27 protein-coding genes and 3 tRNA genes are annotated in these 24,217 nt (G+C 26.0%); 4 read left to right on the top strand and 26 right to left on the bottom strand.

Annotation, left to right across the window (positions count from 1 at the left end; translation table 4 throughout):
- Window positions 1–23 precede the first annotated feature (23 nt).
- The 12 genes from EXC36_RS00810 to EXC36_RS00755 form a co-directional block, all read right to left on the bottom strand.
- Complete coding sequence (locus tag EXC36_RS00810) at window positions 24–401, bottom strand: thioredoxin family protein (protein ID WP_010924988.1); 378 nt, start codon at window positions 399–401, stop codon at window positions 24–26.
- A 149-nt stretch (window positions 402–550) separates the two neighbouring features.
- Window positions 551–1,981, bottom strand: a complete 1,431-nt coding sequence (proS, locus tag EXC36_RS00805; RefSeq protein ID WP_041363954.1) for a proline--tRNA ligase — start codon at window positions 1,979–1,981, stop codon at window positions 551–553.
- A gap of 87 nt (window positions 1,982–2,068) precedes the next feature.
- Window positions 2,069–2,143: transfer RNA gene (locus EXC36_RS00800), tRNA-Gln, on the bottom strand.
- Window position 2,144: 1 nt separating this feature from the next.
- A tRNA-Tyr gene (locus tag EXC36_RS00795) sits at window positions 2,145–2,228 on the bottom strand.
- Between the two features lie 77 nt (window positions 2,229–2,305).
- Window positions 2,306–2,896 (bottom strand): transcription termination/antitermination protein NusG, encoded by a 591-nt coding sequence (gene nusG, locus EXC36_RS00790; protein ID WP_010924986.1) that lies wholly within the window; start codon window positions 2,894–2,896, stop codon window positions 2,306–2,308.
- Window positions 2,896–3,165 (bottom strand): preprotein translocase subunit SecE, encoded by a 270-nt coding sequence (secE, locus tag EXC36_RS00785; protein ID WP_010924985.1) that lies wholly within the window; start codon window positions 3,163–3,165, stop codon window positions 2,896–2,898. The genes nusG and secE overlap by 1 nt, the downstream gene beginning before the upstream one ends.
- Complete coding sequence (rpmG, locus tag EXC36_RS00780; RefSeq protein ID WP_010924984.1) at window positions 3,129–3,269, bottom strand: 50S ribosomal protein L33; 141 nt, start codon at window positions 3,267–3,269, stop codon at window positions 3,129–3,131. The genes secE and rpmG overlap by 37 nt, the downstream gene beginning before the upstream one ends.
- Before the next feature lie 40 nt (window positions 3,270–3,309).
- Window positions 3,310–3,849, bottom strand: a complete 540-nt coding sequence (locus tag EXC36_RS00775) for a sigma factor (protein ID WP_165152503.1) — start codon at window positions 3,847–3,849, stop codon at window positions 3,310–3,312.
- Window positions 3,850–3,881: 32 nt separating this feature from the next.
- Window positions 3,882–5,084 carry an IS3-like element IS1138B family transposase gene (locus EXC36_RS00770; protein WP_041363864.1) on the bottom strand — a complete coding sequence of 401 codons (1,203 nt, stop codon included), beginning with the start codon at window positions 5,082–5,084 and terminating at the stop codon, window positions 3,882–3,884.
- Between the two features lie 90 nt (window positions 5,085–5,174).
- On the bottom strand, window positions 5,175–5,852 hold the full coding sequence (gene rlmB / locus EXC36_RS00765; protein ID WP_223212138.1) for a 23S rRNA (guanosine(2251)-2'-O)-methyltransferase RlmB: 678 nt from the start codon (window positions 5,850–5,852) through the stop codon (window positions 5,175–5,177).
- Between the two features lie 70 nt (window positions 5,853–5,922).
- Complete coding sequence (locus EXC36_RS00760) at window positions 5,923–7,713, bottom strand: DUF402 domain-containing protein (RefSeq protein WP_010924981.1); 1,791 nt, start codon at window positions 7,711–7,713, stop codon at window positions 5,923–5,925.
- 26 nt (window positions 7,714–7,739) lie between these two features.
- Window positions 7,740–9,617 carry an MYPU_1760 family metalloprotease gene (locus tag EXC36_RS00755; RefSeq protein WP_010924980.1) on the bottom strand — a complete coding sequence of 626 codons (1,878 nt, stop codon included), beginning with the start codon at window positions 9,615–9,617 and terminating at the stop codon, window positions 7,740–7,742.
- Window positions 9,618–9,790: 173 nt separating this feature from the next.
- Here EXC36_RS00755 and EXC36_RS00750 point away from each other — a divergent pair, with 173 nt between their 5' ends.
- Window positions 9,791–10,006, top strand: coding sequence for an MAG6790 family protein (locus tag EXC36_RS00750; protein WP_010924979.1), 216 nt, complete (start codon window positions 9,791–9,793; stop codon window positions 10,004–10,006).
- A 77-nt stretch (window positions 10,007–10,083) separates the two neighbouring features.
- Here the strand turns inward: EXC36_RS00750 and sufU are convergent, their stop codons facing one another.
- The 8 genes from sufU to EXC36_RS00710 form a co-directional block, all read right to left on the bottom strand.
- Window positions 10,084–10,518 carry a Fe-S cluster assembly sulfur transfer protein SufU gene (sufU, locus tag EXC36_RS00745; RefSeq protein ID WP_010924978.1) on the bottom strand — a complete coding sequence of 145 codons (435 nt, stop codon included), beginning with the start codon at window positions 10,516–10,518 and terminating at the stop codon, window positions 10,084–10,086.
- Between the two features lie 76 nt (window positions 10,519–10,594).
- The gene (locus EXC36_RS00740; protein ID WP_129690012.1) at window positions 10,595–11,758 is read right to left on the bottom strand and encodes an aminotransferase class V-fold PLP-dependent enzyme; all 1,164 of its coding nucleotides are present in this window, start codon (window positions 11,756–11,758) and stop codon (window positions 10,595–10,597) included.
- Window positions 11,759–11,849: 91 nt separating this feature from the next.
- Window positions 11,850–12,998: an aminotransferase class V-fold PLP-dependent enzyme gene (locus EXC36_RS00735; protein ID WP_041363946.1), complete on the bottom strand. Its 1,149-nt coding sequence runs from the start codon at window positions 12,996–12,998 to the stop codon at window positions 11,850–11,852.
- A gap of 1 nt (window position 12,999) precedes the next feature.
- The gene (locus tag EXC36_RS00730; RefSeq protein ID WP_129690008.1) at window positions 13,000–13,716 is read right to left on the bottom strand and encodes a TlyA family RNA methyltransferase; all 717 of its coding nucleotides are present in this window, start codon (window positions 13,714–13,716) and stop codon (window positions 13,000–13,002) included.
- A complete protein-coding gene (locus EXC36_RS00725; protein ID WP_010924974.1) occupies window positions 13,717–14,172 on the bottom strand; it encodes a hypothetical protein in 456 nt (151 codons plus the stop codon).
- Window positions 14,135–14,605 (bottom strand): transcription antitermination factor NusB, encoded by a 471-nt coding sequence (locus EXC36_RS00720; protein ID WP_083801825.1) that lies wholly within the window; start codon window positions 14,603–14,605, stop codon window positions 14,135–14,137. Before EXC36_RS00720 ends, EXC36_RS00725 begins: the two co-directional genes overlap by 38 nt.
- A 20-nt stretch (window positions 14,606–14,625) precedes the next feature.
- Window positions 14,626–15,225, bottom strand: coding sequence for a CDP-diacylglycerol--glycerol-3-phosphate 3-phosphatidyltransferase (gene pgsA / locus EXC36_RS00715; RefSeq protein ID WP_041363941.1), 600 nt, complete (start codon window positions 15,223–15,225; stop codon window positions 14,626–14,628).
- Window positions 15,209–15,724, bottom strand: coding sequence for an MHJ_0274 family protein (locus EXC36_RS00710; protein WP_010924971.1), 516 nt, complete (start codon window positions 15,722–15,724; stop codon window positions 15,209–15,211). Before EXC36_RS00710 ends, pgsA begins: the two co-directional genes overlap by 17 nt.
- Window positions 15,725–15,824: 100 nt before the next feature.
- Here EXC36_RS00710 and trmB point away from each other — a divergent pair, with 100 nt between their 5' ends.
- From trmB to EXC36_RS00695, 3 genes are all read left to right on the top strand, one after another.
- Window positions 15,825–16,436 carry a tRNA (guanosine(46)-N7)-methyltransferase TrmB gene (trmB, locus tag EXC36_RS00705; RefSeq protein WP_010924970.1) on the top strand — a complete coding sequence of 204 codons (612 nt, stop codon included), beginning with the start codon at window positions 15,825–15,827 and terminating at the stop codon, window positions 16,434–16,436.
- A gap of 11 nt (window positions 16,437–16,447) precedes the next feature.
- Window positions 16,448–17,554, top strand: coding sequence for a redox-regulated ATPase YchF (gene ychF / locus EXC36_RS00700; protein WP_041363939.1), 1,107 nt, complete (start codon window positions 16,448–16,450; stop codon window positions 17,552–17,554).
- A gap of 8 nt (window positions 17,555–17,562) precedes the next feature.
- Window positions 17,563–17,636 (top strand) — tRNA-Trp (locus EXC36_RS00695).
- A 127-nt stretch (window positions 17,637–17,763) separates the two neighbouring features.
- On the opposite strand, the gene rnc is transcribed toward EXC36_RS00695, so the two are convergent.
- The 6 genes from rnc to EXC36_RS00665 are packed head-to-tail and all read right to left on the bottom strand — an operon-like array spanning window position 17,764 to window position 24,090.
- Window positions 17,764–18,489 carry a ribonuclease III gene (rnc, locus tag EXC36_RS00690; RefSeq protein ID WP_010924967.1) on the bottom strand — a complete coding sequence of 242 codons (726 nt, stop codon included), beginning with the start codon at window positions 18,487–18,489 and terminating at the stop codon, window positions 17,764–17,766.
- Entirely contained in the window at window positions 18,489–19,466 is a 978-nt protein-coding gene (plsX, locus tag EXC36_RS00685; protein WP_129690006.1) for a phosphate acyltransferase PlsX, read from the bottom strand. Before plsX ends, rnc begins: the two co-directional genes overlap by 1 nt.
- A 2-nt stretch (window positions 19,467–19,468) precedes the next feature.
- The gene (locus EXC36_RS00680) at window positions 19,469–21,106 is read right to left on the bottom strand and encodes a DAK2 domain-containing protein (RefSeq protein ID WP_129690004.1); all 1,638 of its coding nucleotides are present in this window, start codon (window positions 21,104–21,106) and stop codon (window positions 19,469–19,471) included.
- Window positions 21,093–21,404, bottom strand: coding sequence for a hypothetical protein (locus EXC36_RS00675; protein WP_129690002.1), 312 nt, complete (start codon window positions 21,402–21,404; stop codon window positions 21,093–21,095). Before EXC36_RS00675 ends, EXC36_RS00680 begins: the two co-directional genes overlap by 14 nt.
- A gap of 16 nt (window positions 21,405–21,420) precedes the next feature.
- Complete coding sequence (gene recO, locus EXC36_RS00670; RefSeq protein ID WP_010924963.1) at window positions 21,421–22,107, bottom strand: DNA repair protein RecO; 687 nt, start codon at window positions 22,105–22,107, stop codon at window positions 21,421–21,423.
- Window positions 22,108–22,110: 3 nt separating this feature from the next.
- Window positions 22,111–24,090, bottom strand: coding sequence for a hypothetical protein (locus tag EXC36_RS00665; RefSeq protein ID WP_129690000.1), 1,980 nt, complete (start codon window positions 24,088–24,090; stop codon window positions 22,111–22,113).
- Window positions 24,091–24,217: the final 127 nt, after the last annotated feature.

Genomic DNA, 24,217 nt, shown 5'->3' with positions numbered 1-24,217 from the left:
GCTAATATTTTAAAAAATTTATCTTATTTTGTAGCGCAACCTGTTTCAGAGCAAGCACAGTTCATTTCTAATTTAGACATCTCTTCTTCTAGTACAGAAAGAGGTTTGTATCCAACAATTGTATTAACAATTTTTCCATCTTTGTAAATAAATGTTGTAGGTGTTGCACTAACACCAGATTCAGCTGCTCATCTTCTTTCTTCGTCGTGTTTTCCGTCTCTGTTAATTCTTACTAGAAAAAGTTCCATTTTGTCTTTATTTTTTTCAACCAATTTTACAAGTTCTGGTTTGATCATATCACATGGTGGACAACCTATTTGGTAAAATGAAAGTACTTTAACTCCCTCTTTTAATTTAGGCTCAACTTCACTTTTTTTTAAATCGTATTTTGAGTAATCCATAATTTCTCCTTAAAATATAAAAATTTTAATATATAAATGTATGCCTTAATTATACATATTTTTCAAAAAAATATAAAAAAAGTTAATTTTTTATTATTTTTGAATGCAAAAATGCATTTTTTTAAAAAATGGCTTTTTTTAATCTATTTTTAATAGGCTCTTGCAAAGAGAACAAATCTTTTTGTCATACATTTACAAATTAAACATTTATTCTCTCCAGGTTTTTGGTAATCAAAAGGAATACATCTAGCTGTTGCTCCTGTTTCTTTTTGAATTTCTTCTTCAGCTTCAGCTGTAGTGCAACATAGAGGAGAAATAACAAATTTGTGATTTGCTATTTCTTGTTTAAACTCTTCATAGTCATTTATTTCAACTATGTTGTTTTTTAGTCTTATTTTAGCTTGTTCATATAAATTATTATGAATTGCTTGAAGTGTTTCTCTTGAGACTTTAACAATGTCATTTATTGATACACTTTGTTTTTCAAGGGTGTCTCTTCTAACAAGAGTGACTTGATTATTTTCAAAGTCTCTTGGTCCTATTTCAATTCTTAAAGGAACTCCTTGAATTTCACTTTGGCTAGCTTTAAAGCCAAGTGTTTTATCGCTTCTATCAACATTAACTCTAAAAGGTTTTTTTAGAATTTTTTCAACTTGATTAACAAATTTTTCAATTTCAGCACTTCTTCTAGGATTAAATGCCAAAATATCAATTTGACAAGGAGCTACAAAAGGAGGAATAATAATTCCTCTATTGTCTCCATGAGTCATGATGATAGCTCCTATTAGCCTTGTCGAAAGACCTCAAGAAGTTTGATAGACAAATTGTTTTTTATTTTCACTATCTTTGAAATTTACATCATAGGCCTCTGAAAAATTTTGAGCAAGATAGTGGGTAGTTCCTGATTGAAGAGCTTTACCATCTTTCATCATTGCCTCAAGTGTATAAGTTGAATAAGCTCCAGAAAATTTTTCTCTAGGAGTTTTTTTTCCCATAATTGTGGGAATGGCTAAAAATTTTCTTAAAAATTTGCAATATGTTTTTAACATCTCTCTTGTAAATTTTCTAGCTTCAATTGCACTTTCATGACTGCTATGTCCTTCTTGTCATAAAAATTCTGTACTTCTTAAAAAAGGATTAGTAGTTTTTTCTCATCTAATTACATTAGCTCATTGATTATAAATTTTTGGTAAGTCTTTGTAGCTTTCAATTTCGGCTTTAAAAAATTTTTGAAATAAAACTTCACTAGTGGGTCTAAGATAAATGTTTTCAGAAAGGTTTTTAGATCCTACTTTAGTTAAAGTAGCTAGTTCAGGAGCAAATCCTTCAATGTGCTCAAATTCAGCTTTCATAAGTGACTCTGGTATTAAAAGAGGTAGATATACATTTTTAATACCTTTTGCTTTTAAAATTTTATTAAATTGAAGTTGAATGTTTTCTCAAATTCCATAAGAATTAGGTTTAAAAATTAATGTACCTTTTACAGGTCCATAATCAATTAATTCTCCATTTTTTACAACATCCGTATATCACTTGGCAAAGTTTTCTTCAAGTGGTGTAATTTTTTCCAGTTTTTTCATATCTCAAAATAATACATTATAGACAATAAAATAGATATAAAAAAACCTCACAAAAAAAATTGTGAAGTTAGACATAACTATATGATATGGCTGCCCCAGTTAGATTCGAACTAACGCATGTCGGTACCAAAAACCGATGCCTTACCGCTTGGCTATGGGGCAATGGTGGGGGGGGAGGGATTCGAACCCCCGAATCCGAAGAAAGTGGGTTACAGCCACCCGCGTTTGGCCGCTTCGCTACCCCCCCGCCTTAGCTGGTTTAGAATAAAACCAGTCTACATTATATTATAAAATTTTAATTTGTTTATAAATTCATCAAAAAATTTATTCTTTGTCTTCAATTAATTTTAAATGCTTATGATCTATTTGAGTATCAACACTTTTTCCTAGAGATTCAATTTCTAAAATTGAATATTTTTTTTCATGGTTAGTCTTTTTTATTTTGTAGACAATTTCATCATTTTTAAAAGGTCCATCAACTATCTTAACAAAAAGTCCTTCACGGAATTTGCTTAGATTTAGAGAAAGTTGAAATTCCTCTTCTTTTTTAGTCTCTTCTTCAATCATTTTTTTGAATTTTAACTTTGAAATAGGAGTAGGTCAAGCACCCAATCCATGAGAGCCAACTAGTCCAGAGACATTTTCTGTGTTTCTAACTAAAAACCAAGTTTCATTTGTTATTACCATTTCAATAAAAATATAACCATTGTACATATTTTTTTTAGTAGTTTTATATGAATCACCAGCTTGTTTTTTTTCTAATTCTTTAGCTGAGATTCTACTTTCTCAAAAAATTTTAAAGTCACTAAAATATGCTTCTAAGTTTTCTGAAACTACTTTATTTTTAATAGCTTCAATAACTTCTTTTTCTTTATTGGGAATGGTCGAGATCATATATCAATTAAATTTATTCATTACAATTTAACTCCTATTTGCGTAAAGATATAACTTGAAAGTGTTGCAATAACAAATGCAAAAATACTAAAACCAATGGTAAAAACAATTACTAAGAAAAATGATCTAAAAGTTTTTCGTGATTTTGGTCATCTAACTCTTTTTAGTTCCTTAATAAAAAGAACTATGTAGTTAAAAAATCAATTTCTCTTATTTAATTTTTGCAAAGTTGGTTTTTTATTTTTTTTAGACATTACTTTTCTTCCTTGTGGATAGTATGTTCTTTGCATCTACTACAGAATTTTTTTAATTCTAAACGCTCAATTATACTTTTATTAGTTTTATAGTTTTTTATTTTGCATTTTTCACATGACAAGGCTATTTTTGATTTCACAAGCTATATAATATTATAAAAACTAAAAAATAGAGTAATTTTAGCTCTTTAAATGCTCTTCAATATTGTCAAGGTCATAAAATTTTTTAGTTAAATCTCAAATAGAAACAAGTGATGATATAAAAACTTGATGAGTGCAAATCATGTTTTGTTTGTATTTTTCAATAGGGATATTTTCTACAAAAACTTTTTTGAAAATATCCAAAACAATAATTGAAGCTTTTTGCTTTTTTAAAAAGTTGTATATATAAAGGCTATCTTTTTCAAATGAATTAAAAAAGCTCTCTTCATCAAAGTCAAAAACTTCAAATTCATCAATTTCTTTGCAATGACTCAAAAAAGAATTTCTTTTTGAAATGTCATTTTTAATTCCTTGATAAAACAAAAGTCTCATTCACTTTAGAATATAAAATTCAAAGACTATGTTCCTAGTTGGATCATAGTCTTGAACAAGTTTTTCTCAATTAAAAAAAGCTATATTTAATAGATCATGAACTTCTAAAGAACATGAATAAAAACTACTTAAAACCTTTCTAGCTAAACTTTTTATTTGTGGATAATAATCTTCATATAATTTCAAATGCTCTAAACTAGGACAAAAAAAGTGACTATTTAAAAAACACTTAGAACATCTCAGCTTTGTTGAGGTGTTTTTCATTCTAAGATTGATTGTAATCTTTCATTATTGTATCAGTCAATATAATTTTGAATAATTTCTTGCAATTCTTTGAATGATAATTTTGAAATTTTTAGATCATTTAAGCACTCACTTTTGATATTTGAAAAGAAATATTCTGCTTCTCGATTATCAAGTGAATTTGCGATTCTACTCATTGAAATTATCCCATTGTTTTCTTTAATAATTTCACTATACTGATTTGATGAATATTGACTTCCATGATCTGAGTGAATTATTCACTCTTTATCAAATTTGATTTTAGAAATATGATCTAAAACTAACTTAACATCATTTCTTTTACTTAGATTTCAATTAATTATTTTCTTGCTTTGATGATGAATTGCAATCGATAAATAAACATGATTGTTAATTGCATCTTTGGGGCTTGGAATATAAGTTACATCAGTGGCAACTATGTTGTTAAATTTGCCATTGTAGTCTCTTTGAATTAGATTTTGATATTTAGTATTAAGATTTTTAATTTCATTTTTTCTTTTTGCTCTTCTAATTTTGCAAAAAAGATTTAATTTAAGCAAAATTCTACCTATTTTTCGATAGTTTATATACCTTTTATATTTATTTTGAATATAAATTTCTAATCTTTTTCTACCAAATATACCTTTGTTTTCATGAAATGATTTTCTAATAATTTCTTCAATTTCTTGATCTTTTTTCGGCTCTGCAAGTTTAGGTTTTTTTCAAGAATAATATGTTGATTTTGAAAAGAGAAATTCTTTTCATGAAATTTTAGTTAATATTTTTTCTTTATCTTTATGTTCTTTAATTTTTTTTCGAATTTCTTTTTCACTAATGTCATCAAAAATTATTCTATAAATTTTAACAATCTCTTCTAATTCTTCTCTTGTATATTCATTAACTTCTTTTCTTTTTGGTGGTCTACCGTTATTTTTTTTGTTAGCTGTAGATTTGCCAGTTTGTGAAATTAAAGATTGTTCATCTTTTTGAAAAGCAGAATATTTTTTGAAAAATCAAGATTTTACATATGTATTTTTTCAATCTTTACCAATATTTTTGTTTACTAAAAATATATATTTTTTTATATTAATTTTTCCATCATAAAATTCTTCATATAATGAAAATCATTTCTTTCATTGTTCTGGTTTTAGTTGTTTCATAAACACTCCTATTTAAAGTATATTTTAAAAAGTGTTTTTTATTTTTTTGTCCCAGTTTACTCACGCTTTGTTTTTTTATTTTTTAACACTTTATTCCTTTGTAAATAAGTTAAAAATAATACCAGCGGCCACTGAGGCATTTAAAGATTGAACACTTCCTTTTGTTTTTATATAAAAAAGTTGATCTGATTGTTTTTTAGTAGTTTGGGATATTCCTTTCTTTTCATTACCTATAACTAAAACACTGGGATTATTAAAACTTATTTTGTTAATATCTTCTGAAGTTGGATCCAAAGATGAACTATAAATTCAATAGCCTTGTTTTTTGAGTTTATCTATAGTAGCTGAAATTGAATTTGATTTATAAAATCTTAAATTTACAAATCCTCCTGAAGAGACTTTTAAAACAGTTGAGTTTATATCTACGGCTCTTTTAATTGGGTAGATAATATTTTTAATCCCAAAGGCATTGGCACTTCTTAAAATCGCTCCAAAGTTATAAGGATCTTCTAAATGATCAAGGATTAAAATAGTTTCTTTAGATTTAATCATTTGATCAAGAGATACAAAATTTAAAGATTTCAAAACAGCAACATAGCCTTGATGATTTTCTTTGACTAGTGAGTCTAAAAATTGTTTATCTTTAACTTCGATTTTTATGTTTTTTATGTGTTTAAATTCATGGACCTTAGAAGCCAAAACATAGAGCATTTCAATTTTGACATTATTTTCAAGGGCATCTAAAACAGAATTCTTACCACACAGCATTAATTTTGGCATATTAATTTTTTTATTTTTCCTATCTTTTTCTAAGTTTTATATCGATTTTTTCCTTGTTTTAAATTAGACCTTGATCTATTAAAATTTTTCTAAACATATCAGCTTTTTCATAGTTTTTTTGTTTTAAAAAACCTTGTCAAATATCATAGATTTTTTTGTTTTTTCTAAAGTCTTTTTCAATTTGTTCAATGAAGCTAAAATTTAAAAAATGAATAACTGAAGAGACAATTGTTAATTTATCAGCTTCTAGGCTAGTGTTGTAAGCTTTAATGTATTCATTTAGTTTTAAATTAAAAGAAGAAAAATCTTTATCAGCAATTTTTCTAACCATATATCGCACATTATCATCAAAGTTAAATGAAAGAGATAAATTCAAAAATTTAAAGTAGAGTTTTTTGTATTTATTTATGATTACTTTAGCATTTTCAATAAGCTCATTTGTAATGTAAATTGGAGCTGTCACTGATGAGTTTATTAAGATGATTTTGAAAATATCTTCATCAAAATCTTTGGCTAAAATGACATTTCCAAGCGATTTTGACATCTTTTGATTTTTAAACATCACTTGACCTACATGAAGTCAGTGTTTAGTAATTTTTACATCGTTTTTTGCTATGTATTGAGCATTTTCATTTTCATGATGTGGAAAGGTTAGATCAATTCCTCCTGCGTGAATATCAAGAGTTTGTGAATTAAAAATATCATCAATAAAAAGAGTACATTCACTATGTCATCCTGGACGACCTAAAAAGCCATTGTAATTATATTGAACTCCCTTAGTAGTTGATTTTCAAAGATAAAAATTTTCAACTTGTTTTTTATCTTCTCTTGAGAGTCTTTTTCCATAGTTTTTGATTTTAGAAACATCAAAAACAAAACCATCATCTTTTTGAATTACATATCCTTTTTTATCAAGGCTATTTATAAACTTTACAATAGAGTCGATGTTGTCAGTGACTTTGGGCATTTTATCAATGGATTTGATTCTATATTTTTTAAGTACTTTTTTATATTCTCTAAAGTATTTTTCAGAGATTTTATTTTCAGAGATTTTAGATTGAATAGATCTTTCTATAATCTTGTCATCTATGTCAGTTATGTTGTGAACAAAAAGAGTTTTTTTACCCAAATATTTTTGAGCTCTTACAATTAAATCAACTACAACTACAGAGCGCATATTTCCAATATGAACTTCATCATAGACAGTTGGTCCACAAAGATATACTTTAAAAATTTTTTCATTTTTAGTGTTTTTTCTTAGCTCTTCAAAGTATCTTTGAGAAAAATTTGATAGTTTTTTAGATTGAAAAACAAGCATTTTATTTTTAGCCAAAGAATTGACAATGTTGTCAATAAAATCACGATGAAAAAATGATGTTTGTTTTTCATAAAACATTAATAAATTTTGAACTTGTTTGTAAACCATTTTTCTAACAGAAGGTGGATAGCCATAGTCTTTGATGTTTTTTTGAAATTCTTTGATATCAACTATTTCAATTTCTTTTTTTGGATAAACTTTAATGTCAATGTCAAAGTCAATATATTTAATGGTGTTATCTTCAAAGATAAAAGGCGAAGTTAAATTAATATAGTAGTAATTTCCTTCAGGACGAAGTAAAACATTAACATTGTAGTTTTCATTTTTTGGAAATATTCATAAACTAGGCTCAGAGACTTGCCAAGATTTACCCGATTTTTCCATTATTCTAGAATGAAAATTATAAAGAATGATGTTTTGAGAGTCATTCTTTATAATTTTAGAACCATTTCATTGTCTATATAAATCTCCATTGTATTTGTATGCTTGGACATTTATAAAGTTTTTTTCTAAAAAAGTTTTACTTTTCATTAATTTACATTATAAATTAGTTATCTTTATTTGTGAACAATTCTTACACCTTGATTGTTATTAACTATATAATAAGTGTCTTTTTTTCCGGTAATAATGTTTTCTAAAGTTCTATCTTGTCTGTTGGTTGTAATTTCTCTAGATAAATCATTAGGAACAACTGGTTTTTCTAATTCATCATTTTGAATTTGATCATCGCCATTTCTATCATTTCAAAAATATACTAAAGAGCTTCTAGTTTTGTTTGGATTAAAATCAAGGTTGATATTTCCTAATATACCTTCTCTAAGATCTATATAATCTTGAGTATAGTATGAAACTTTTTCTTCATCTTTAGTTACATATCCTGAAGTTATTGGATCTAAAGTGTGGCTAGTGTCATTAAAGTTTTTCTTAGCTTTAAAGGTAAAATCTCCATTTCTAGTTAAAAACTTTAGATTTGATTGTCTTTTGATATTTCCTTTTTCATCTGTTAAAACAAGAGCTTTATATTTCTTTGCTTTTTCTTTTGTTAAAAATCCTGTAAATCTTACAAAATGATTATTTTTTCCAGGGTTTACTTTAGCTTTACTTTTTGATTCTAAATTAGATTCGTTTTTTACAAAAAGTTGTGATATTTCACTTTTATAATTCATAGCTTCTAAAAATGCATTGTAAAATTCATTGACTGTATTTTTCATAAAAGCTTTTTCATTATAAGTTCTAAAGACTGAGCCATAAATATCTTTTTTAAAACTTACAATATTTCCACCATAAGGATTGTTTAAAAAGAAATTATCTCCTAAGACAACATTTTCATTTTTGTGCAAGGTTGGATTGCCATTTAAAATTGCTGTTCTTGATCAATCAAAAGCAAATGCATTAGGTGTAACAGAACTTGTTAATTTACGTAAAACTCCAAAACCATCTTGAGAAAATTCATCATCTTCATTTTTTAATTCTGGATTTGTAGTTTTTTGACTATTGTAATAAGGTAGATAAGCTATTTTTTGAAACTCTCTAGGTACAAGTTCTTCTTGTGAATAGTAATATTGAATTTCTTTTCTTGTAAAGTTTCTATCAAAGTTTTTATTAAAATGTTGAGAGTGAGTTCTTGGGTCTATTTTAAAGTTTAAAGGTATTTCATCAATGGCACTATTTAATCCTCTAGTGTCTTGACTATTTGCAATTTTGTATAAATCAGAAGCTGAATAATAATTTCCAATAAAATTTGGATTGCTTTTGTTTTGTGAAATTATTGTTCTATTTTGTTGATTGTCTGTATATCTTAGAGCTTGTTGAAAAGTTTCAACGAATTTTCTATTTCATAAAGTTAGCTCATTTTGCTCACCAGTTTTATCAACTAATTGAGTATTTTTGTCATTTACTTCAGAGCCGCTTTTTAAATACTCATTTGAAAAATGGTGCATGTATTCATGGAAAATTGTTGGCATAATTGCAGCTAGTTTTTGCTCAAAGCTTAGATTTAAGTCAGCCTCAGAAGTAACACTTACATAAATTTCACGAGTAATAGGAATATATTGTCCTTTAGCTTTTGGATCAAGCACTTCTGTATCATTAAAAGAAATTTTTCTTAGAGCAAAAATTTCAGGACCAAAACTTAGTTTTTCGAAAATTTCTTTATCAACTTTTTCAAGTTCTTCTTGTGTGAAAAAAAATTGGTCTACTCCATCAATTTGTCCATGAGAAAAAGTTTCATATTTTATTCCAGTTACCTTTGATTCATATTGAATTTTAGGAGCCTTATTCAAAGGGGGTATTATAATTTTTTTTTGAACTTTTGCCTGAAAGTCTTTGATAAAAAACTCATAAGTTCCATAGCCAACAACAAGTACAAAAATTATAGCAAAAACAGCTGAAACAAGACCTAAAGCTCAAATTCAACTTTTATCTTTTTTTTCCATGGCTTCATCCTTAAAAAATTAAATATACTTTTTTTCTTCATTTAAAATAATCAAAAATGAACTTATAAATTATATTTTAAAATTAAAAAAAATAACTTGAAAGTTTATTTTATAATGATAGCAATTTATTTTAGATATAATTAAAATATAGTAAAAAATGGAGGTCATGATATGTGTATCAATATAAAGCAATTTTAAAATCTACTAGAGAAGTAGTAGCTGAAGGCCACACTATAGAAGATGTTGAAAAATCAGTAAAAACTTATAGAAGAGGTCAAAAGAGAAATCAGCATACAAGCGCTCATGTAGGTGTTGAAATTATCCATGTTTTAAGAGATAAAAAAGAGGGAGCAGATCACTCTAAAGAAAAACTAATTAAAATAATTTAATTTAATTTTATAAATACAAAAAACAAGCTTAAAAGTTTGTCTAGATCATCTTTAGATCAAATCATTTAAAAACACTCTTAACTAGAGTGTTTTTTTAGTTTTTCTTCAATAAAATCAGCTGTCAATGATGCACACTTAGCTCTATTTAAATGTTTTTTAACATTTTCAAAAATAACTAAATTTCCAAGTTTGTCATCTTTTACATTTTCTTTGGCATTAATCATATTTTTATAATTTTCAATTATGTCTAAAACTTCATCAATGTTTTTATTTTTTATTTGTTCCAAAAGCAAGTCTGTACTTGAGATAAAAATTGCACATCCTGAACCATTAAAAGAGATATTTTTAACTATGTTTTTATCTATTTCTAATTTGATACTTATTGAATCAGCACAAGAAGAAGAATAAATTTGATTTGCTGTTTTTTCATCCAAATTTTTGTCCAAATTAATAGGAAACTCATAATGTTTCATTATTAATTTTCTTTTTTCATTTTCATTTAATTTTGTCATTGTTTTTTCCTATCAATTTGAGATCATTTTTGCTTTTTTATTCTATCAAAAAGCTTAATTTCTAAAAGTTGAAAATTTAAATTCAATCAAGAAAATCTCCACCATTTTTTAACTCATCAACAAGTTTATCTATTTCTTCAAAACTATTGTATATTCCAAGTGAAACTCTAGCTGATGATTTTACATTTTTATCTATAGTTGAAAGATAAGAACAAAAAACACCACTTCTTAAAATGATATTTTTAGTTCCTAAATAATGAACTATATCTTGGGCATTGATATTTTTGATATTAAACAAATATAATGAAGAACCTTTTTTATTAAAAATTTCAATATTTTCAATTTCATTTAGTTTTGTATATAAATAATTTGAAAGCTCTTTTATCCTATTGAAAATATTTTCAATACCAACTTTTTGAATAAAAATAAAAGCTTCTTTTAATTGAATAATTCCTGCAATATTTAAAGTTCCACTTTCAAATTTTTCAACTCCGTTTTGCAAAACAAAAGAGCCATCAAAATTAATTTTAACAACCGAACCTCCGCCTAGATGAGTTGGCTTTAATGTATCTAAAATTTCTTTTTTAACAGCTAAAATTCCCACACCAGTTGGACCAAAAAGTTTGTTTGCACTAAAGGCAATTACATCACAAAAATCAAAAGAAACTTTTTGATGTGCTATGGCTTGAGCTGCATCATTTATAACTAATGCACCATATTCTTTTGCATGTTTATATATTTTGTTTAAATCCTCTTCAAAATCAAAGTTATTACTCTCTTGTGAATAAGAAACTATTTTTGTTTTTTCATTTATATCACTATATAAATTGCTTGAGAATTTAACTTCTATTTTTCGATATTTTTTAAGTTCAATTCAAGGCAAAACATTTGAAGAGTGATTAAGTGTTGAAAGCAAAATTTCATCACCATCTTCTAAAACATCTAAAAGCATTTTTGAAACTTTATTTATTGAATCAGTGGTCCCTGATGTAAAGATTATTTCATCATTATTTGCATTCAAAAAATCAGCAATTATTTCTCTAGTTTGTCTTATTTTTTCTTCAACTTTTAGTCCTATTAAACTATCGCTGCTTCTATTAGAAATACCATAGTTTTTATAGTAATCATTTCCTGATTGAATTACATTTTTGTGTTTAAAAGAAGCTGCAGCAGAATCAAAATAAATGATATTTTGTTTTGTCATTGGAAATTGTGCTCTTATTTTTTTTCAATTAGGCATAATTGGCTCCTCAAAATGTAAAATCTACTGATTTTTTGCCTCTTTAATTTCTTATTTTAATGTGTTTTTATTTAAACAAATACTTATAGTTTTATAAATCTATATTCTTTAACTCTTCAATAAATTTATCTATTTCCTCAAAAGTGTTATACATTCCAAGTGAAATTCTAGCTAGTGCTTTTGTTCCTTTACATTTTGGCGAAAGATTACAGCAAAAAACAGCACTTCTTAAAATGATTTTTTTAGTTGCTAAATAATCAATTATATCTTCTGCTTTTTTACCTTTAATATTAAACATATATAAAGAAGAACCGCGCTTATTAAAAATCTCAATATTTTCAACTTCATTTAGTTTTGTATATAAATAATTTGAAAGCTCTTTTATTCTATTAAAAATATTTTCAATACCAACTTTTTGAATAAAAATAAAAGATTCTTTTAATTGAATTAATCCTGCAATATTTGAAGATCTACTTCCAAATTTTTCTCCACTATCTTGCAAAACAAAATAACCATCTAAGTTAATTTTTATAGATGATTTTTTATCTACAAAAACCGGTTTTATAAAATTTAAAAGTTCATTTTTAACAGCTAAAACTCCCATGCCAGTTGGTCCATAAAATTTGTTTGAACTAAAGGCAAAAGCATCACAAAAATCAAAGGAAACTTTTTGATGTGCTATTGCCTGAGCTGCATCATTTATAACTCAAGATTTATACTCTTTTGCTTTTTTGTATATCTTAGCTAAATCCTCATTAAAATCAAAGTTATTACTCTCTTGTGAATAAGAAATTACTTTTGTTTTTTCATTTATATCATTGTATAAATTGCTTGAAAATTTAACTTCTATTTTTCGATATTTTTTAAGTTCAATTCAAGGCAAAACATTTGAAGGATGATTTAGTTCTGAAAGCAAAATTTCATCACCATCTTCTAAAACATCTAAAAGCATTTTTGATATTCTATCTAATGAATCAGGTGTTCCTGATGTAAAGAAAATTTCATTCATTTTTATACCTAAAAAATTAGTTAGTATCTCTCTAGTTTTTTGCTTTTCTTCTTCAACTTTTAAAGCTGGTGTAATACCATAATTTTTGTTAGAAAGTCCAAAGTTTCTATAGTAGTTAATAACAGAGTCTATTACATTTTCAGGTTTAAGGGAATTAGCGGCTGAGTCAAAATAAATTATCCCTTGTTTTAAGAATGGAAAAGACTTTCTTATTTTATTTCAATCAATCATATTAAGCCTTTCTAAAAAGAGAGATGTATTCAATGTTTTTAGCTTTTTTTCCAGGTGTTTTTGATGGGAAAAATTGAACTAATTCAAATTCATAATCATGAGCGAAATTAATTACTTTATTGATTATCTCTTCATGATATTTAACATTTACATATCCACCTTTTTCAACTAAATTTTTTGGCGCTTCAAATTGAGGTTTAATAAGAGCCATCAAGCTCTTATTTTTTTTCAAAACACTCTGAAGTACTTTAAAAACTTCTTTTAGGCTAATAAAGGAAACATCACAAACACAAATGTCAAGCTGCTCTTCAAACATTTTTGGATTTATATTTTTTAGATTGGTGTTTTCATAAACTACAACATTGTCTAAAATTCTTAATTTATAATCAAGTTGATTTGTCCCTGAATCAAGAGCATAAACTTTTTTGGCTCCATTGATTAAAGCCACTTGGCTAAAGCCTCCAGTAGAAGAGCCTATATCAAGAACAATTTTGTCTTTAAAGTCTAATTTAAAATCTTCTATTGCTTGAAGTAATTTATAAGCTCCTCTTGAGACATATTCTTTAACATTAACTATTTCAATAATGTCATTTTGTTTTACCAAATAAGAAGGAAGTAAAACAAATTCATCATTGACTTTTACTTTGGAAGAAAGTATTAAACCAACAGCTTCTTTTTCATTTTTATCAAGCGAAATTAAATACTCTTTTAATGTCATTTACTTACCAATTCTTCAAAGCATATTTCTAATAAAATCATTGTAATTATTAATATGTCAAATAGATTCTAAAAATGTTATATAGTGATTTCTTTTTTTCTTGTTTTCAGCAATGAAATCTCATTTTAAAAATGAAGTAGTTGCATTCTCTTCATTTTGTTTGTAGCAAATAAACAAAAACTTTAAGAACTGATCTCAACGAACATGTTCATAATCTGCAAGGCAATTATCTTTGATAAAATCACAAATTTTTTCAAACTCTTTAAGAGATGAAAAATTTTGTGAAATATAAAATTCAATGTTTGTCAAATCATAAACTTTACATTTTTGAAAGTCTAAAATTGGAATAATAATTGACGAAAATAATAAGTAGTTTTTTTTAGATTTAAAACTACTTAAATATGAATTTAAAAGTGATCTAGATTTTAGATTCTTTTTTATTTCCTTTATAGTCATTTAATTCCTTAAAAAATTTTGATATTTTATCTAAAATAGCATTAATAAAAGCTACTTCTTTTTTTTCATATATTAGATCTTTTGAAATTTCAAGTGCCTCAGAAATAAGCACTGGTCCATCAAGATCTTGCAAACTAATTTGAACTGAAAAAAATAAAATGATGGCTTTAATCAAAGGCAAAATTTGCTCTCATTTTAAGCTATTTGATTTTAAAAATTTACTAATTAAATTTTCAAATTTAGTTTTATTTTTTAATATTAATTTAAGTACTTTATTTTCTTCAAGTGAAAAGGCTTGATTTACAAAATCATCATTAATATCTAAATTACTTTCAGATAAATATCATTTGTAAATTTCGCAAATCATTAAAAATCTTGAAAGCCTCTTATCCCTATATATGCTAGGAAGTTCTGAATTAATTATCTTTTCCATATGTAATCTCAAATTTTATATTATTTTTTTAAATATGGCACTATTGGTAAAAAATATAAAAACCCAGAAACAATAGATACAAATAAAGCAATGTACATTGGTATATTTATTAAAATTTTAAAGTTTTGCCAATTCAAATTATTTGCAAATAAAACACCGCCAAAAATAGAAAAAATAGCTACTATTTGCATAATTGTTTTTAATTTTCCTCAAATTGATGCTTCAATTTTTAAGTTATTTTTTGCAGCTAAATTTCTAGATCCATCTACCACTAAATCTCTAATTATAAAAACAACTGTTAAAGCAACATAAGTGTAATTTAAAAGCGCAAAAAATATTAATGTAGTGCTAATGATAATTTTGTCTGCTATAGGATCAAAAAGCTTTCCAAAATTTGAAATAGAATTTGTTTTTCTTGCAATATATCCATCTAAAAAATCACTTAACATTGACAAAGCAAAAATTACTATAAGACTTATTAGTATTGAAATATACTGATCACAACTTTTTCAAAAAGAGCCAGTCAAAAGTGAAAATAAAACAATATAAGGAAGAGCAAGTATAAGTCTAAAAATTGTTAAAAGATTTGGAACAAAACTAATTTTATTGCTCCTTGCCATAGTAGTGCTCCTTGACAATTTCTATTGCTTTTTCTAATTTTGGCTTTGTTAGTTCATCTAAAGTAATTTTTTCTTTTTCTTCTTTAAAAAAGCTAAGTTGACTTTGACATTTTTTCTCTCACAAATTAGATTTAGTTTTTGCAATTACACTTAAGTTTTTAACAAATTTTGTATATTTAAGATTATCTTTAAAAAAAGCTAAATAAATTCTACTATTATAAATTGACTCCAAAAATAAAGAGGCTTTTTTAGTTACTTCTCCCATTTTCATTTTTCCAATTGAAGCTATAAATGAATCAAGTAAATTTTTATTTTCATCAATTACTTCATTAATTTGAAAAATGTATTCTTGATATTTTTCATGAGTTTTTTTCTCAGTTTCTTTTTCTTGAATTCTAATTTTTTTTTGCTTTTTTTTGTCTTTAATAAAACTAAAAATAAAGTATGCAATTAATGCTACACAAATTAGACCGAAAAAGACTCATACAATATATTCCATAATTTACCTCTATTTATTTTAAATTAAATAATTAATTTTGTAATACTATTCTATAGTAAAGATTTTTGTTATCTAAGACAAAATTTTAATTCAATAAACTATGAGACTAAGAAATAATAAAAATGCTAAATTAGAGCTTGAAAGCTGTGAAAATGTAATTAAGAATTTTCCTTTTAAAGTTGAAAAAAATTCAACTTTAGAAATTGGTATGGGTAAAGGTCAAATGCTCATTGAACTAGCTCAAAAAAATCCACAAAAAATTTTTGTAGGAATTGAAAAATATCCCACTGTTGCACTAATAGCCGCTAAAAAAGCAAAAAAGCTTGAGTTAAATAATTTTTTTATCATTGTTGATGATGTAGAAAATGCATTGGATTTTTTTGAAGGAACTTTTGATTTAATTTGACTTACATTTTCAGATCCTTGACCTAAAAAACGCCACTATAAAAGAAGGCTTACTTATGAAAAATTTTTGAAGATCTATTCAAAAATTCTCTCTGAAAATGGTCTAATTAAATTAAAAACTGACAATGATGATTTTTTTCAATGAACTCTTGAGTCTTTAGAAAAAAATGGTCTAAATATTATTAACAAAACAAGTGATTTAGAAAAATCAGAATTTGCAAAAGATAATGTAAAAACTAGCTATGAACAAAAGTTTGTTTCACTAGGAAAAAATATAAATTTTGTTGAGTTTAGTTTCAAAAAATAAAGGAGTAGATGATGTCATTAAAAGCAGGAATAGTTGGTCTTCCAAATGTAGGTAAAAGTTCGCTTTTTTCAGCTATTACTAAAAAAAGTGTTGAATCAGCAAATTATGCTTTTACAACTATAGAACCTAACATTGCAAGTGTTGAGTTAATTGATAAAAGATTGCAAAAATTAGCCAAGTTGGCTAATTCAAAAAAAATAATTTATGCAACTTTTGATTTTGTCGACATTGCAGGATTGGTAGCTGGAGCTTCAAAAGGTGAGGGACTAGGAAATAAGTTTTTAGCAAACATCAGAGAAGTTGATGCCATCATTCATGTTGTAAGATGTTTTGAAAACAATGATGTTTTACATGTTGGTGGAAAAATTGATCCAGTTTTTGATGCCGAAACTATTAATTTAGAACTTATCTTAGCTGATCTTCAAAGTGTTGAAAATATTTTAAATAGAATTAAAAAAAGAGCTCTTAGTTCAAATGATGCTACAGTCAAAAAAGAATATGAACTTTTAAACAAAATTAAAGAAGCTCTTTCTAATCAAAAATTAGCCATTTCAATTAATTTAAATCAAGAAGAAAAAGATCTAATTAAATCACATCAACTTTTAACAATGAAGCCTCAAATTTTTGTAGCAAACATCGGTTTAAATGATCTTGATAATTTGGATAAAAATCAAAATTATCAAAAACTTTTAAAATTTGCTCAAGAGCAAAATTTTATGACAATTCCAATTTGTATTAAAATTGAAACTGAGCTTTCTAGCATTGAAAATGAAGAAGAAAAAAATGAAATGATGCAAGCTATGAATATTGAAGATTCAAGTATTAATATTTTGGCAAGAAAAGCTTTTGAACTACTTGATTTAGAAACTTTTTTTACAGTAGGTAAAGTTGAAGCTCGAGCTTGAGTTTACAAGAAGAATTCTTTAGCTCCTCAGTGTGCAGGAATTATTCATAGTGACTTTGAGAAAAAGTTTATTAAAGCCGAAGTTATTTCATACAAAGACTTTATCGAAGCTGGTTCTGAACAAAATGCAAAAGAAAATGGTAAAATGCGTCTTGAGGGTAAAAACTACCTTATGCAAGATGGTGACATTTGTCATTTTAAATTCGGTAAATAATTTTTTCTGGGAGATTAGTATAATGGTAGTACTACAGATTCCAAACCTGTTTGCGTGGGTTCGATTCCTACATCTCTCGCCAAATGCATTTTGCACCAAAAATCAAGACAATACAATCTTGATTTTTACAAAAAAATAGTTTTATTAGATACTTTTATAAAAGCAAAAAAACACAAAAAAATCAAGCTCAATTGAACTTGATTTTTTTATTAAATTACTAACTTTTTCAAAGCGTCTTCAGCTGCGTTTTGTTCAGCTTCTTTTTTGTTTTTTCCATAGCCTATTCCATAGATAGTCTCTGAGTGAATTAACTTAGCCTCATAAATCTTTTTTTCTTCATCAAAACTAATGACATATTTTCCAGCTGATTTAGTTGTTGCTTGAAAAATTTCTTGAAAACGTCCCTTGGCATTTTTTAAAGTTTTATATTCTAAATCTTGCATTTTTGGATAAAGATATTTTTGAAGAAAAACTTCTAAAACATCATTGCCTTTTGTTATATAAATTGCAGCGCAAAGAGACTCAAAAAGATCGGATAAAACTTTTTCATTTTTAACAAGTTCTTCTTGGCCTTTTGGAAGCAATAAAAACTTGTCAAGTTTTAGCTCTTTTGCTAAATTTGAAAGACAAGTTTTATTAACAAGTTTTGAACGAATCAAAGTTGCAGTTCCTGGATTTATTTTATTTGATTCAGTATTTTTAAAAATATATTCAGAGACATTTTTTTGTAAAATCGCATCACCTAAAAACTCTAACATTTCATATGATTTTGCTTTATATAAATTGTGAAAAGTAGTGTGAGTAAAAGCTTGAAAAAAAATGTTTTTTTCTTTTTGACTTATTTGATTAATACCTAATTTATTAAGTTCAAAAACAAGATCTTTAAAATGTTTTTGAATGTGAGTGTTGATATTTCAAGATGTTTTTTTTCTCATTATTCTAGAGTCTCTCTAAAAACATCAATTACTTTTGCATTAATGCCTTGTTTTACTTGCTCTAAAGCACCTAAATATGCTTTAAAATCATTTGATCCATGGCTTTTTACAACAATACCATTTAGTCCTAAAACTCAAGCTGCACCAACGTTTCTATAATCTAATCTTTCGGCAGCATCTTTAAAAGCTTTTTTTAGAAAAAGAGCCAAAATTTTTCTAAAAAAAGTTTTAGTTATAGATTCTTTAATAACTTTTTTTAAAGCCAAAACAGCTCCTTCCATTGACTTTAAAATTAAGTTACCTCCATAGCCATCAACAACAGCTACATCAACTTTTCCATCAAGGATATTCCTTGGCTCTAAAAATCCAATATAATTGGCATTACTTTGCTTTAATTCTTCATTTGCTTGTTTATGAAAATCAAAACCTTTGTAATCTTCAACTCCAATGTTAACAAGAGCACATTTTGGATTTTTTACTTTTAAAATTTTATTACTAAAAATTGAAGCTAGTTTTGTTCATTGAATTAAATATTCAACTTTTGTTTCTAAATTAGCCCCAACATCTAGAACAAGAATTTTTTTATCTTTGACAATTGTTGGAAAAATAGGCATAAAAGCAGGACGTAAAATTCCTTTTAGCCTTTTAACTTTTAATAAAGCACTAGTTAAATAAGCCCCTGAATCACCACTTGAAAGAACAGCATCTGCTTTTTTTTCAACAACTAAATCAAGAGCACTATTCATGGAATTTTCCATTTTAGAAACTTGACGAAGCCCATCTTTTGATGAGGCTATATTATGACTTTCTAATATTTTAATTTGACTAGTTTCTTTTGTAAATTTTTCGATTTCTTTTTTGTCACCAACTAAGATTATTTGAAAATCAGGATTTTTTTGAACAAATTCTAAGCTTGCTTGCACTGCAGCTTGTGGTCCAAAGTCATTTCCCATTACGTCAAAGGCTATTGTTTTCATAATTATTCAACTCCAATTAGAAAGTCATAAACAAGTTGTTTACCATTTTTGATTTTAATTTCAACTTCATATTTTATTTCAATAAAGTTTGTTAACTCTTCAATTTCTGTTTTAGAAACTCAGTCTCCATAGTAAATTGTAATTAAATCAGAGTTTTCATTAACTAAATGTTTTAAAACTTTTTTAAAGGCTTCAACATTGGTTTTTTCTGAACCGACAATTTTTCCATTAGCAATTGCTAAATACTCATCTTTGTTGATTTTAACATCGTTAATTTTTGTACTTCTGCTTGCTTTTGTAACCTCACCTGTTTGAACGTTTTCAAGGGCCTCTTCCATTAATTCTTTATTATCTTCATAACTAGCTTCATGGTTGAAATATTCCATGGCAACAATTCCTTCGACTTGCGATTTAGTTTGCATTACATAAACATTTTTATCTTTAACTGTTTGAGCAGCTTGTTGAGCTGCTAAAAAGATATTTGAATTATTTGGTAAAACAAAAACATTAGGAGCTCCAACACTTTCAATGGCTTCCATAATTTCTTTGGCACTTGGGTTTTGACTTTGACCACTTTCAATAACAAAGTTGCATCCTAACTCTTTCATTTCATCAATAAAGCCTTGTCCTAAATTACATGAGACAATCCCCGAAACTTGATTAACTTTTGAAATTAAAGATGTAACTTCTTGATTTGTAAGTTTTTTTGATTCATTGGCTTGTTCTGTCATGTTTTCAATTTTAATTTTTGTAAATTCACCAAACCTTTGAGCCATATTTAAAAACACTCCAGGTTCTTCAACATGAGCATGAACTTTTAAAATATTTTTGTCATGAATAATTACAACAGATGAGGCAATTTTTTCTAATTTTGTTGCAAATTTATCTCTATTAAATTTTTTGATTTTTTCATCATTTAACTCAAGAATAAATTCACTACAATATCCAAATTCACCATCATAGACTTCTTTGCTTAAAAAAAATGCTGAATCAGAGCTATCTAATTGCTTTAAAGCAATTGGCTCATCTTGGAAAAAAGCTAAAAAGCCTTTTAAAATTTCAACAAAACCTCTTCCTCCAGAGTCAACTACTCCAACTTCTTTTAATATAGGAAGTTTTTCGGGAGTTTTTGCAAGAGATTTTTCTGCTCCTTCAACAGCTTTTTTAAAAAAGGAAATAAAATCATCAATATTAGATTTGTTTTTAAATAAATGTTCATAAGTTTCTCTAACAACAGTTAGAATTGTTCCTTCAACAGGACGTAAAACTGCAGAATAGGCACTTTTATAAGCTTGTTCAAAGCCATCGATGGCCTCAGCTATGTTAATTGTTTTTTTGCTTTGAAAAGCTAATGAAAAACCTTTAAAAATTTGGCTTAAAATAACCCCTGAATTACCTCTAGCTGAAAGCAACATATTTTTTGAAATTATCTCTGAGATAACACCAATGAAACTTTCCTTTTCATCCTCTAAAAGCAAGGTTGAATCAACTACTGTTGCTACCATGTTTGTTCCAGTATCTCCATCGGGAACTGGAAAAACATTTAAGGCGTTAATTTCATTTTTATGATTTTGAAGATTATTTGAAGCCGAAATAAAAGCTTTAGATCACTCATGGCCTCCAATTTTATTTTTTATCACAAGAAACTCCTCTTACATATATATCTAATGTCTTTATAGTTAATGAATATGAAGATAGAATGTTTTTAATAGATGCTTTAATTGATTTCATAATAAAATCTAGTCTAATAGAATCCATTACAATCAATGCAAATTTAATTGAAACTTGTTTTTCATTAGTTTCAATTAAAATTAGTTCATTTCATTTATTTTCATTTACTTTTTTTGCAAACGCTTCAGATAAATCAATGTTAGTTAAAGAACAAAAACCAATTATGTTTTTCAAGTTATTTATTATATCTAGTTTTAAATTTTCCATACTATTTTCTCCAAGTTTATTTTTGATTTTGCCCAAAATAAAAGCCATTTTCTTCTAAATAGCTTATTAGTTCTTGTTTAATTATCTCATTTTCATCAAAGGTTGTATTTCTCAAATAATCTTTAAATGTAAAAGTTAAATAATAAAAATTTTTAAGCATTCTTATTGGCTTTCTTTTTAGTGAACAATTACTACATAAAAAGCCACCTTCATGAACTTTAACATTAACTATTTGTGCAAATGATCCACATCTATAGCAACTTGAAAAATTAGGTTCAATTCCTAAAGACTTCATTGTCCTAAAATAAAGAAAAGTAATTATGTGAGAGTTGCAATCTTTTTTTTGATAATTTAGAATATCACTATAACTTTGGAAAAAATATTCATCTATTTTAGTTAATTGATTTATAAAGTGAAAAATTCTTTGAAACAAAAATTGATTTTGAACACTAGTAAAATCAAAAAGTTGAATTAACGTTGCTTTTTTTAATCTTGAAATTTTAGTTTCTAATCTAGCTTTAAAATAAATAAATTCAACTATTGAACCAACCATTAAATTTGATCTATTTTTACTTTCTATTTTTCTAATACCTTTTGCAAGAATGGCCTCAGTTGAATCAATAAACAAAACTTTTAAAATAACATCATGTTCAGAGTAGTCTTTAACACTTAACAAAATTCCTTTTTTTATGATCTCTGCCATATATTAGATTTGTTTCTTTTCTCTATTAGTTGGATTTAAGTTTATTTGGTAGTAAGTATCAGAACTAAAGATTTTTTCATTAACTGTTAGTGTTAATGTATAAAAAATTTTTAGATCTTTTGTTTTAGGATTGTATTCAAATTTAGTATATTCAATACTTGGAACATATTTTTCTACAATATCTTCTAATCAAATATTATTTTCGTTTTTGGTAACATCTTCTGATTCATTATTAGATTTATATTGTAGTTTAATTGCTGATCTTCCTGTGTTTTGTGAATTAAGATTTTCTTTTAGTTTTTTAATGGTTTCTTCATTATTAACAACAATAAATTCATTTTTTTGTTTTTGCTCTTCAGTTAAACTTTTTTCAATTTGATTTTTAGCACTACTTGTAATTATTTTTAATCTAGTTTCTAATCCTTTGCTACCATTATTGCTTAATTCTTTTTCTGTGAATTTTCTAAATCCTTTTAGGGTAAATACTTTTGTAATAGCAAATGTTTGATCATTTATTAAATCATTTAAATTATCTGCATCTTTATGATGATCATCAACTTTAAAAGATAGAATTAATTTTAAAGTTCCTTCAAGATCATTTGAACTTTGAATTTCAAAAACAGGTTTAACTTTATATTTTGAAATATCATAGCCTGATTTATCTGCTGATTCAAATTTTTCTCCCGTTTTAAATCATTTGGTAAATAGTTGATAAGGAGCATCAAAATGATTTAATTTTCCACCTAAATCTCTTGCATCAGATGAGCCTGCTTTATATTTTTTTCAAAGAACCTCATAATAACTTGGTAATTGATTTTTATATTCACTTTCTGTTATCTCTTCTCTTGGTTCAATACTATCAAATAATGCTTTTAATTGTAGTTTAAAAGGAACATTAATTTCTTTTGCTTCAGAGATCAATTTATTAATTTCAGAAGTTTTTGTGACAATTGATATTTTGTTATTTTCCAATTTTTTAAAACTATGATTTAGAGTTAATTTGTATTTAAAAATTAATGTATTAGCTTTAAGCCTAAGATTAGATTCACCTTGAGTTTTTACTTCTAATTTTTCTGAAAAAATGCTCGAAACTTTAATCATATCACTAAGATATTTTTCATCTTCTTTAAGTGAAATTTTGAAATCTATTATCTCTTGAAGTTTTTTAACTTTTTCATTTACATCAGTTATTTTTTTTAACTCTTCAACAAATTTATTTGCATCTTGAAAATCAGTTTTATCATTAGTAATTTTTATGTCTTTACCTAGAAAAAAATGATTAGTTGAAAATTTTGCTTCACTTTGTAAATCATTGAAGCTAAATTCTTCAGTATGTTTATCTTTACCATCTAAAACACTTACATTAACTTTTAAAGTTCCTTTTAAATCATCTAATTCCAATGCATTTATTTTTACATTTAATTTTGAAAAAGCATCATCATTTGTTAAATTAAAATTTTCTTTTTCTATTTCAAAATCACTTTCATTTTTTAATAACATAGATGGGAATTTATCAGTGTTTTTTACCGAAATTTTAAAGTTGTCAAAAAACTTTTGTATGTCAACCTTTTTTTGTGATTCTTGATCTTTGGTTGTATCTGATTGTTTTTGATCTTCACTTTGTTTTGGATCTTGCTTAGTACTTTGATTGTTGCTTTGATCTTTTTTATCTTGAGCATTGTTTGGACTTGATAAGTTATTTTTTTCATTATTCTTTGAAGCGTTTTCGTCTTTTTTCTCAGGTTGGCTAGGAGTAGCCATATCCTTATTTGTATTTTCATTTTTACTTGTTTGATCATCTTTTTTTTGCTCATTAGATGGCTTGCTTTGATTGGCCATTTCTTGTGTTTCTGAACTACTAGTTTTGTCTTGGTTATTTTGAACACAAGAAATAGCAACAAAAGGAACCAAAGCTAGTAAAAATGGAAAAGAAAAAAAAGAATAAATTTTTAATTTTTTAAAGTTTTTATTTTTTTTGGTCATAGCATCTCCTTAATGGGTATTTTATAAAATTTTTTATTCAATTTCTAGTTAAAACCATTAATTGAAACACATAAAATTGATATATAAGAATTTTAAGATAAAAAACGTAACTTAAGATAAAATGATA

This window comes from Mycoplasmopsis pulmonis (genome assembly GCF_900660575.1).
Taxonomy (GTDB): domain Bacteria; phylum Bacillota_I; class Bacilli_A; order Mycoplasmatales; family Metamycoplasmataceae; genus Mycoplasmopsis_B; species Mycoplasmopsis_B pulmonis.
This window is presented reverse-complemented; position numbering and strand designations above follow the sequence as displayed.